Origin of the sequence: Streptomyces sp. NPDC003247, assembly GCF_042888135.1 — a bacterium.
In the GTDB taxonomy this organism is placed as follows: domain Bacteria; phylum Actinomycetota; class Actinomycetes; order Streptomycetales; family Streptomycetaceae; genus Streptomyces.
The window spans coordinates 998,521-1,009,150 of sequence record NZ_JBIAPF010000003.1 but is presented as its reverse complement, the minus strand read 5'-3'; the positions used below and the strand labels follow the sequence as shown (position 1 = coordinate 1,009,150).

General features: G+C 69.7%; 4 protein-coding genes, 1 tRNA gene and 1 rRNA gene. 5 read left to right on the top strand and 1 reads right to left on the bottom strand.

Annotated elements, in window-relative coordinates; all coding sequences use genetic code 11:
• The 3 genes from rrf to ACFYWQ_RS13675 all read left to right on the top strand — a co-directional run.
• Nucleotides 1-92, top strand: a 5S ribosomal RNA gene (rrf, locus tag ACFYWQ_RS13685); the annotation flags it as partial.
• A gap of 114 nt (nt 93-206) precedes the next feature.
• A complete protein-coding gene (locus ACFYWQ_RS13680) occupies nt 207-869 on the top strand; it encodes a DegT/DnrJ/EryC1/StrS family aminotransferase (RefSeq protein ID WP_389515968.1) in 663 nt (220 codons plus the stop codon).
• A 75-nt stretch (nt 870-944) separates the two neighbouring features.
• Nucleotides 945-1,017, top strand: a tRNA-Thr gene (locus ACFYWQ_RS13675).
• Nucleotides 1,018-1,070: 53 nt separating this feature from the next.
• Here ACFYWQ_RS13675 and ACFYWQ_RS13670 read toward each other — a convergent pair.
• A complete protein-coding gene (locus tag ACFYWQ_RS13670) occupies nt 1,071-3,812 on the bottom strand; it encodes a SpoIIE family protein phosphatase (protein ID WP_389515898.1) in 2,742 nt (913 codons plus the stop codon).
• 327 nt (nt 3,813-4,139) lie between these two features.
• Between ACFYWQ_RS13670 and ACFYWQ_RS13665 the strand changes: the two genes are divergently transcribed.
• Both ACFYWQ_RS13665 and ACFYWQ_RS13660 read left to right on the top strand, forming a co-directional pair.
• A complete protein-coding gene (locus ACFYWQ_RS13665) occupies nt 4,140-9,605 on the top strand; it encodes a HAMP domain-containing protein (protein ID WP_389515896.1) in 5,466 nt (1,821 codons plus the stop codon).
• Between the two features lie 245 nt (nt 9,606-9,850).
• A complete protein-coding gene (locus ACFYWQ_RS13660; protein ID WP_389515895.1) occupies nt 9,851-10,537 on the top strand; it encodes a two-component system response regulator in 687 nt (228 codons plus the stop codon).
• The last annotated feature ends 93 nt before the right edge of the window (nt 10,538-10,630 follow it).

Here is a 10,630-nt window from a genome sequence, read left to right as displayed (position 1 = left end):
CGCCCGGTTACATTCCGAACCCGGAAGCTAAGCCTTACAGCGCCGATGGTACTGCAGGGGGGACCCTGTGGGAGAGTAGGACGCCGCCGAACAATCATTCAAAGGGTTGGGCCCTGAACTTCGGTTCAGGGCCCAACCCTTTTTTGTTTCCCGTCACTTGACGTTCATGTTCCGCGCCCAGCATCCACCGCATGGGTACTGCAGCAATGCTCAGGGCCGCAGGTGTCGGAATCGGAGACGAGGTCGTCGTGCCGGCCTTCGGGAACGTCGAAGTGGCCGAGGCGGTGACCCTGGCAGGCGCGTTCCCGGTGTTCGCCGACGTGGACCCGGTGACGTACTGCCTCGATGCGGAAGCCGTCGAACACGCCGTCACCCAGCGCACCGCGGCCGTCGTCGTCGTGCACCGGTTCGGGCGGCCGGCGGACGTCACCCGGCTGCACACGGTGGGGCAGCGGCACGGACTCCTCGTGCTGCAACAAGGAGAGTCCGAGGCGCCGTACGACGAGGTCGCGCGGCGCAGGGAACGGGCCGCCTTCCTGGACGCGCGACTGCGGGGAGTGCGGACGCCCGACGGCGGCGACGGGCACACCTACCAGCAGTACGTCGTGCGGGTTCCGGGCAATGGCAGGCCCGACCGGGACGCGTTCGCACGCGCCCTGCGGACGAAGGGCGTGGAGTGCCGGGTGCCGGTGAAGACACCCCTGCACCGGCTGCCCGAGTTCCGGCGGTGCGTCACGCTGCCGCAGACCGAACTGGCCGCCGACGAGACACTCGCACTGCCGGTGGACGCGTCGCTGACCAAACGGGACATGCAGCGGATCGTCGGCGCCTGCAACGCACTCGGCGGACTGCTCCAAGCCGCTCTCTGAGCGAATTTGGGAGTACGGCTTCGTTCGGGGTATGATCTATTCCGTTGCCGCAAGGGAAACCTCGCAAAGCAACCGGCCCCTATAGCTCAGTCGGCAGAGCGTCTCCATGGTAAGGAGAAGGTCAACGGTTCGATTCCGTTTGGGGGCTCGAAAAAAATCCCCCCGCCCATCCGGGCGGGGGGATTTTTCGTGCTCTCTCCCTCACGCCACCCGCATCGCCAGAATGGCCATGTCGTCGGACGGGGCGTCCGACGCGAAGCGCTCCACCGCGCGCATGATGCGGGCCGCTACCGCGCCGGCCGTCAGACCCGTACACGTCGTCAGAACGTCGGCCAGACCGTCGTCGCCGAGCATCCGGGTGCCCTCGCGGCGCTCCGTGACACCGTCCGTCACGCACAGCAGCACATCACCCGGGTCCAGCGTGACCGACTGCTCGTAGAGCTCCAGGTCCTCCATCACCCCGAGCAGCGGCTGGGGCTCGGCGGCCGCCTCGACCGTGCCGTCCTGGCGGAGGCGCAGGGGCAGCGGATGACCGGCACAGACCACCTTCAGTTCCGCGCTGCCGTCCTCCTGCGGGCGCATCTCGCCGTAGAGGAGCGTGAGGAAGCGGCTGCGGGCTCCCTCGTCGAGGATCGCGGAGTTCAGGCGCTCCAGGACCGCCGGGCCGCTGAGGCCCTCCCGTGCCAGCAGCCGCAGCGCGTGCCGGGCGAGGCCCGTCACCGCCGCCGCGTTCGGGCCCGTACCGCACACGTCGCCGATGGCGAAACCGTAGGCGCCGTCACTGATGGGGAAGATGTCGTAGAAGTCGCCGCCGACCTCGTTGCCCTCGCCGGCCGCGCGGTAGATGACCTCGACCTCGACGCCGTCGATCTCGGGCAGCTCCGGCGGCAGCAGGCTGCGCTGGAGGGACTGGCTGATGGCCGTGCGCTCCGAGTACAGCCGGGCGTTGTCCAGGGCGAGCGCCGCTCGGCGGCTCAGGTCCTCGGCCAGTTCCAGGATCTCCTGGCGGAAGTGTTCGTCGGTCGGCTTGCCGAGGGTGAGCATGCCGATCACACGGTTGCGGGCGACCAGCGGCAGGACGACCGTCTCGCCGCCCACCGCCGCAGCCGTCGCCAAGGTCGGGCCGATGCCCGACGCCACCTGGTGCGTCGGGCCGCCGGACAGCCCCAGACTGCGCATGGAACTGCGCAGGGCCGCCTCGTGCGCGGCCTCGCCGGGGGCCGACCAGACCCGGGCGCCCGGAGTGGGCACCGGATCCGGCGGGGCGATCTTCGAGAGCAACGACTTGATGCCGTCGATGAGTTCCTCGTCCTCGTGCAGGACGTAGGACAGGTACGGATCCGAGGCCTGGTCGGCGATCGTGTAGACGGCGCACCAGGTGGCGAGGGTGGGAACCGTCATCTGGGCCATCAGGGCGAGGGTCTGGTCGCGGTCCAGCGTCCCCGCCAGCAGATCGGAGGCCTCGACGAGGAAGCTCAGCGAGCCGCGGCGCAGCCGCTCCAGCTCGCCCAGGCGGGCCGACTCGACGGCCAGCGCGATCCGGTCGGCGGCGAACTGAAGGCGCAGCGCCTCCTCGTTGGAGTACCTGCCCGGGGACTCCGCCGCGACACCCAGGGAGCCGGTGAGACGGCCCTCGACCTTCAGCGGAACCGTCACCACCGAGCGCATGCCCGTGCCGTTCAGCAGGGGCACGGCGCCCGGAACGGCGAGGAGGTCCTCGTGGACGGCCGGCATACGGGCCGAGCCGTAGCGGCCGGGCCCCGCCTCGACGGGCACCCGCGCGAAGCGCTGGCGTGCCGAGGGCAGGCCGGTGGAGGCGCGGACCTCCAGCTCCGTCTCGTCGTCGGTCGCGAGGAGGAGGAACGCCGAGTCGCCGTCGAGCATGTCGCGGGCGCGCTCCACCGTCCGCTGGAGGAGACCGTCGAGGTCGTCCGGGGCGGGGGAGCCGATGAACACCTCGAAGGGGTCGGTGTTCTGGCCGTCCCCGGCGGGCGCCGCGTCGGCGGAGGCCGGGATGCGCGACGGCGTCTGCAACACCGCGCGTTCGTGGTCGCGGACCAGGAGGCACACCGTGGACGGGTCGCCGTCGGTGTCGCGGACGCGCAGGTGGGAGGCGTACACCGGGATCACGCGGCCGTGGGCGCCGCGAATGCCGTAACTGCCCTCCCAGCGGGAGAGCCGGAGGGCCTCGGCGATGCCGGTGCTGGTGCCGGGGGTGTGCGGCCAGGCGGCGAGGTCGGTGAGGGGCTTGCCGGTGACCAGGTCGGCCGGATAGCCGAAGAGATCCTCCGCGTCCTCGTTCCAGGACGAGATGCTGCCCGTACGGTCGATCTGGACGACGGCGACGCGGACCCGGCCGTCCGCGAGCGGCAGGAGGTCCGCGGGCAGGGACGGGCCGGCCGCGCGGGTGCCGACCGGACGCTCGGGCACGGCGAGCTGGAACCACACGTTCTTGTGCGTCGGGGTGTACTCCACGCCCCAGCGGCCGGCGATGGCCGCGCACAGCTGGAGGCCGCGGCCGCCCTCACGGTCCGGACTGCCCATGGAGGCGGGGGAGCCCTGGAGGGGCACCTCGCGCTCGGGATAACGGTCGGCGACCTCGATGCGGACGCCGTCGTCGGTGCGCAGGCACAGGACGTCGGCGTGGGTGCCCGCGTGGACGACCGCGTTGGTCACCAGTTCACTGGTGAGGACGACGGCGTCGTCGACGATGTCGGCGAACCCCCAGCCCTGAAGGGTGTCGCGGACGAAGGAGCGGGCGGTGGCGACCGACCGCCCCAGGGGCTCGAAGCTGGCGGCCGCGCGCGCGGTGATCACAGAACTCCTCGGCCGGTTGTCGACGTGCAGGGCTGCCCGGCCGTCCTGCTCCCGCCGCTGCTGCGGGAGCCCGTCCGACGGCCGGGGGTCCGGGGGCTGTCCCCCCGGGATCAGTCCGGTGGTCATGGTGCGGCCGCCCCTCCGATGCCCGCTCGTGCTCGTGCCACCGCCCAGACCGGACGGACCGGCGCGGCTGGACAGCCGCATGCAAGGTTACTTACCTTCCCCGTCCTCGCGGATGCCGGTCCGCTGTGATTCCGCCCCACGGGTTGTGCGGACGATGTGCGAAGCTGCCGAACTGTTATGGCCTGGTTCGGGGAGGGTGAAACACTGGGCAGGCTTCTTGTGAAGGTCGGGCAGACTGGGTGTCTTGAGTGGACGGTGGGCAGCAGTGCCTCGGGCCTGCCTGATTTCATCGGGCACTAGGACGGACGACCCCTGCGGGAGGGACAAGTGGAGTCTGGCGCAGCGACGCGGGGCACGGAGACGCGCGCGAAAGGCGGACAGTCCCTGAGCAGGCGGCGGGCGTCCCGGGGCGGGACGACGACGGTGGACACGGCGGCCCTGAACCGTCTGCTGGCCGCTCTCGGGTCCATGCGCGACGGGAACTTCCGCAAGCGGCTCACGGTTTCCGGCGACGGCGTGATGTCGGAGATCGCGGCCGTGTTCAACGAGGTGGCCGACCGCAACCTGCATCTGACGGGTGAACTGTCGCGGGTGCGGCGGATGGTCGGACGCGAGGGCAAGCTCACCGAACGGCTGGAGACGGGTCCCTGCGAGGGGTCCTGGGCGGCGGCCGTCGACAACTCGAACGCGCTGGTCGACGACCTCGTACGGCCCGTCTCCGAGGTCGGGCGGGTGCTGTCGGCCGTCGCCGAGGGTGATCTGTCGCCGCGGATGGAGCTGCGGACCCACACCCCGGAGGGGAGCGGGCATCCGCTGCGCGGGGAGTTCCTGAAGGTCGGGCGGACGGTCAACAACCTGGTCGACCAGCTGTCGACGTTCACCGACGAGGTCACGCGGGTGGCCAGCGAGGTGGGAACCGAGGGCAAGCTGGGCGGGCAGGCCCAGGTGCGCGGGATGTCGGGTTCGTGGAAGGACCTCACGGAGTCCGTCAACACGATGGCGGAGCGGCTGACCGCGCAGGTGCGCGACATCGCGCTGGTGACGACCGCGGTGGCCAAGGGCGACCTGTCGCGCAAGGTCACCGTGCACGTCGAGGGCGAGATGCTGGAGCTGAAGAACACCGTCAACACGATGGTGGACCAGCTCTCGGCGTTCTCGTCCGAGGTGACGCGGGTGGCCCGGGAGGTCGGCACCGAGGGCATCCTGGGCGGTCAGGCGCGGGTGTCCGGTGTCGACGGGGTGTGGAAAGAGCTGACCGATTCCGTGAACACCATGGCCGGGAACCTCACGGCCCAGGTGCGGGGGATCGCGGAGGTCACGACGGCGGTCGCCAACGGTGACCTGTCGCGGAAGGTGACCGTGCCGGCGCGCGGCGAGGTCGCGCAGCTCGCCGAGACGATCAACCAGATGACCGAGACGCTGCGGATCTTCGCGGACGAGGTCACGCGCGTGGCCAACGAGGTCGGTGGCGAGGGGCGGCTGGGCGGGCAGGCGAACGTGCCGGGGGCCGCCGGGACGTGGAAGGACCTGACCGACTCGGTCAACACCGTCTTCCGGAACCTGACCACGCAGGTGCGGGACATCGCGGCCGTGACGACGGCGGTGGCCAACGGTGATCTGTCGCAGAAGGTCACCGTCGACGTGGCCGGCGAGATGCTGGAGCTGAAGAACACCGTCAACGGGATGGTGGACCAGCTGTCCGCCTTCGGTGCCGAGGTCACGCGGGTGGCCCGGGAGATCGGTGTCGAGGGTGAACTGGGCGGTCAGGCGCAGGTGTCGGGCGCGGCCGGGACGTGGAAGGACCTGACGGACTCCGTCAACACGGCGTTCAGGAATCTCACCGGACAGGTGAGGAACATCGCCCAGGTGACGACGGCGGTGGCCAACGGTGATCTGTCGCAGAAGGTCACCGTCGACGTGTCCGGTGAGATGGCGCAGCTGAAGAACACCGTGAACACGATGGTGGACCAGCTGTCGTCGTTCGCCGACCAGGTGACGCGGATGGCGCGGGACGTGGGCACGGAGGGCCGGCTGGGCGGTCAGGCCCGGGTGGACGGCGTGTCGGGCACGTGGAAGGAACTGACGGACTCCGTCAACTCGATGGCGGGGAACCTCACCTCCCAGGTGAGGAACATCGCGCAGGTGACGACGGCGGTCGCCCGCGGTGACCTCTCGCAGAAGATCGACGTGGACGCGCGCGGGGAGATCTTGGAGCTGAAGAACACCATCAACACGATGGTCGACCAGCTCTCCGCGTTCGCCGACCAGGTGACGCGGGTCGCGCGCGAGGTGGGGACGGACGGGCGGCTCGGCGGTCAGGCGCAGGTGCCCGGTGTGGCCGGTGTGTGGCGGGACCTGACCGACTCGGTGAACGGCATGGCCGGCAACCTCACGGCCCAGGTGCGCAACATCGCGCAGGTCGCCACCGCGGTGGCCCGGGGTGACCTGTCCCAGAAGATCACCGTGGACGCGCGCGGGGAGATCCTGGAGCTGAAGAACACCCTGAACACGATGGTCGACCAGCTGTCGTCGTTCGCCCAGGAGGTCACGCGGGTGGCCCGTGAGGTGGGTACGGAGGGGCAGCTCGGCGGTCAGGCCGAGGTGCAGGGCGTCTCGGGCACCTGGAAGGACCTCACGCAGTCGGTGAACTTCATGGCGAACAACCTGACCATCCAGGTGCGTCAGATCGCCGAGGTCACGACCGCGGTCGCCAAGGGCGACCTGTCGAAGAAGATCACCGTGGACGCCAAGGGCGAGATCCTCGAACTGGTCACCACCGTCAACACGATGGTGGACCAGCTGTCGTCGTTCGCCGAGCAGGTGACGCGGGTGGCCCGGGAGGTGGGCACCGAGGGCATCCTGGGCGGCCAGGCGCACGCGTCGGGCGTCACGGGCATCTGGAAGGACCTCACCGACAACGTCAACCTGATGGCCAAGAACCTGACCATGCAGGTGCGCAACATCTCCCAGGTGGCCGCGGCCGTCGCCAACGGTGACCTGACGCGGACGGTGACGATCGAGGCGCGCGGTGAGGTGGCGCAGCTCGCGGACACCTTCAACACGATGGTGAAGACGCTGAGTTCCTTCGCCGACCAGGTCACCAAGGTGGCCCGGGAGGTGGGGACCGACGGCATCCTGGGCGGGCAGGCGCATGTGCCGGGTGTGGCGGGGACGTGGAAGGACCTCACCGAGTCGGTGAACCAGATGGCGTCCAACCTGACCGGTCAGGTGCGCAACATCGCCATGGTGACGACGGCCATCGCCAAGGGCGATCTGACGAAGAAGATCGACATCGATGCGCGTGGGGAGATCCTGGAGCTGAAGACGACCATCAACACGATGGTCGACCAGCTGTCGTCGTTCGCCGAGGAGGTCACCCGGGTGGCCCGTGAGGTGGGCACCGAGGGGCAGCTCGGCGGGCAGGCACGCGTGCGTGACGTCGACGGCACCTGGCGGGACCTGACGGAGTCGGTGAACGAGATGGCCGGGAACCTGACCCGGCAGGTGCGGGCCATCGCGCGCGTGGCGACCGCGGTGACCCGTGGCGACCTGAACCTGAAGATCGACGTGGACGCGTCCGGGGAGATCCAGGAGCTCCAGGACTACATCAACAAGATGATCGCCAACCTGCGCGACACCACGATCGCGAACAAGGAGCAGGACTGGCTGAAGGGCAACCTCGCGCGCGTGTCCGCGCTGATGCAGGGGCGGCGCGACCTGGAGGACGTGGCGTCGCTCATCATGAGCGAGCTGCCGCCGCTGGTGGCCGCGCAGCACGGTGCGTTCTTCCTGGCGATGCCGCCGGCCGACAGCAGCGGGGACCAGTACGAGCTGCGGATGCTGGGTTCGTACGGCTATTCGATGGGGTCCATGCCGACATCGTTCCGGCCGGGTGAGGCGCTGGTGGGGACGGCGGCCGAGGAGAAGCGGACGATCCTCGTCTCCAACGCGCCGAGCGGCTATCTGAAGATCTCCTCCGGGCTGGGCGAGGCGCCGCCCGCGCAGGTGATCGTGCTGCCGGTGCTGTTCGAGGGCAAGGTGCTCGGGGTGATCGAGCTGGCGTCGTTCACGCCGTTCACGCAGATCCAGAAGGACTTCCTCAACCAGCTCGCCGAGATGATCGCGACGAGCGTCAACACCATCTCCGTGAACACCAAGACGGAGCAGCTGCTGAAGCAGTCGCAGGAGCTGACCGAACAACTGCGTGAGCGGTCGGCCGAGTTGGAGCAGCGGCAGAAGGCCCTCCAGGCGTCCAACGCCGAACTGGAGGAGAAGGCCGAGCTGCTGGCCCGGCAGAACCGCGACATCGAGGTGAAGAACACCGAGATCGAGGAGGCGCGGCAGGTCCTGGAGGAGCGCGCCGAGCAGCTCGCCGTGTCGATGCGCTACAAGAGCGAGTTCCTCGCCAACATGTCGCACGAGCTGCGCACGCCGCTCAACTCGCTGCTGATCCTGGCCAAGCTGCTCGCCGACAACGCGGACTCCAACCTGACGCCCAAGCAGGTCGAGTTCGCCGAGACCATCCACGGCGCCGGGTCCGACCTGCTCCAGCTGATCAACGACATCCTGGACCTGTCGAAGGTCGAGGCGGGCAAGATGGACGTCTCGCCGACGCGTATCGCGCTGGTCCAGCTCGTCGACTACGTGGAGGCCACGTTCCGGCCGCTGACCGCGGAAAAGGGCCTGGACCTGTCGGTGCGGGTGTCGCCGGAGCTGCCGGCGACGCTGCACACCGACGAGCAGCGGCTGTTGCAGGTGCTGCGCAATCTGCTCTCCAACGCGGTGAAGTTCACCGACTCCGGAGCGGTCGAGCTGGTCATCCGGCCCGCCGGGACGGAGGTGCCGGTGGCGATCCGGGAGCAGTTGCTGGAGGCGGGTTCGCTGAACGATCCGGACGCCCCGCTGATCGCGTTCTCGGTGACCGACACCGGTATCGGGATCGCGGCCAGCAAGATGCGGGTGATCTTCGAGGCGTTCAAGCAGGCCGACGGGACCACCAGTCGCAAGTACGGCGGTACGGGCCTGGGGCTGTCGATCTCGCGGGAGATCGCGCAGCTGCTGGGCGGCGAGATCCACGCGCAGAGCGAGCCGGGGCGTGGCTCGACGTTCACGCTGTACCTGCCGCTGCACCCGAGCGAGCTGCCGCCGCAGGGGTACCAGCAGGTGGTGCCCGCGCTGGAGGCCGGGGACCTGGTGGCGTCGGAGAGCGGCGTGCGCGAGCTGTCGGAGCTGTCCGACGTGGAGATCGAGACGCCGGCCGAGGTGAAGTCGTACCGCGAGACGCAGAACGGTCCGGCCGCGCTGTTCCGGCGCCGGCGCCGCTCGGTGGCCGGGAGAGAGCCGACGGTGGGTCGGCCGGAGCAGTGGGCGCCCGTGGGGCACGAGGCGGCGTCGCAGGGGCACCGGGGGATCCGGTTCACCGGTGAGAAGGTGCTGATCGTCGACGACGACATCCGCAACGTGTTCGCGCTGACCAGCGTCCTGGAGCAGCACGGACTGTCGGTGCTCTACGCGGAGAACGGCCGCGAGGGCATCGAGGTGCTGGAGCAGCACGACGACGTGGCGGTCGTCCTGATGGACATCATGATGCCCGAGATGGACGGGTACGCGACGACCACGGCGATCCGCCGGATGCCGCAGTTCTCCGGGCTGCCGATCATCGCGCTGACGGCGAAGGCGATGAAGGGCGACCGGGAGAAGGCGATCGAGTCGGGTGCCTCCGACTACGTGACGAAGCCGGTCGATCCCGATCATCTGCTGACGGTGATGCGGCAGTGGATGCGGCAGGAGTGACGGGAGCCTTCCGGGGAGGCGGGAAGTCGCCGGCGCCCGGGGTGGTCACGGTCGTGTGGCGCGGCGGGATCCGGGAACCTTCGGGTCTCCTGCCGCGTTCCTGCAACGTGCACAGTGACATCACGGTGACAGGGTGTGGCGACGGTCGGGGTGGGGCTACGATGACCGGCACAAGGAAGGGCGGCGCAAAGGAGTCGTCCCCAGGGGCGGCGCCCGGTGCACTGCCGGGGCGAGGAGGGCGGGCCATGGTGCAGAAGGCCAAGATCCTCCTGGTCGATGACCGGCCGGAGAATCTGCTGGCGCTGGAGGCGATCCTCTCGGCGCTCGATCAGACGCTGGTGCGGGCATCGTCCGGGGAAGAGGCGCTCAAAGCACTGCTGACGGACGACTTCGCGGTCATTCTGCTGGACGTCCAGATGCCGGGAATGGATGGTTTCGAGACAGCCGCCCACATCAAGCGGCGGGAGCGGACGAGGGACATCCCGATCATCTTCCTCACCGCGATCAACCACGGTCCCCACCACACCTTCCGCGGGTACGCGGCGGGCGCGGTGGACTACATCTCCAAGCCGTTCGACCCGTGGGTGCTGCGTGCGAAGGTCTCGGTGTTCGTCGAGCTGTACATGAAGAACTGCCAGCTGCGGGAGCAGGCGGCTCTGCTGCGGCTCCAGTTGGAGGGCGGTGGCGCCAAGGCGCCGGTCGGCGGTGCCAAGGAGTCGCCGGGGCTGCTCGCGGAGCTGTCCGCGCGGCTCGCCGCCGTGGAGGAGCAGGCCGAGGCCCTGTCCAAGCAGCTGGACGACGAGTCGGCGGACGCGGCCGCGGTGGCCACGGCGGCGCACCTGGAGCGCAAACTCACCGGCCTGCGGCGGGCCCTGGACGCCCTGGAGCCGGGTACGGGCGGCGGTGCGCCGTCGGTGCCCTCGCAGACCTGAATCCCATCGGCGGGCGGGGTGCCGGGAGTTGCGGATGAGCGGGATCCGGCCTCCCGCCTGAGCGCGCGTCAGCTTCGCGCCCCCGCCGGGACG

Bases quoted from the DNA above. Each gene is read 5' to 3' on its own strand.
- ACFYWQ_RS13670 (WP_389515898.1), bottom strand. From the start codon at position 3,812: ATGACCACCGGACTGATCCCGGGGGGACAGCCCCCGGACCCCCGGCCG.
- ACFYWQ_RS13680 (WP_389515968.1), top strand. From the start codon at position 207: ATGCTCAGGGCCGCAGGTGTCGGAATCGGAGACGAGGTCGTCGTGCCG.
- ACFYWQ_RS13660 (WP_389515895.1), top strand. From the start codon at position 9,851: ATGGTGCAGAAGGCCAAGATCCTCCTGGTCGATGACCGGCCGGAGAAT.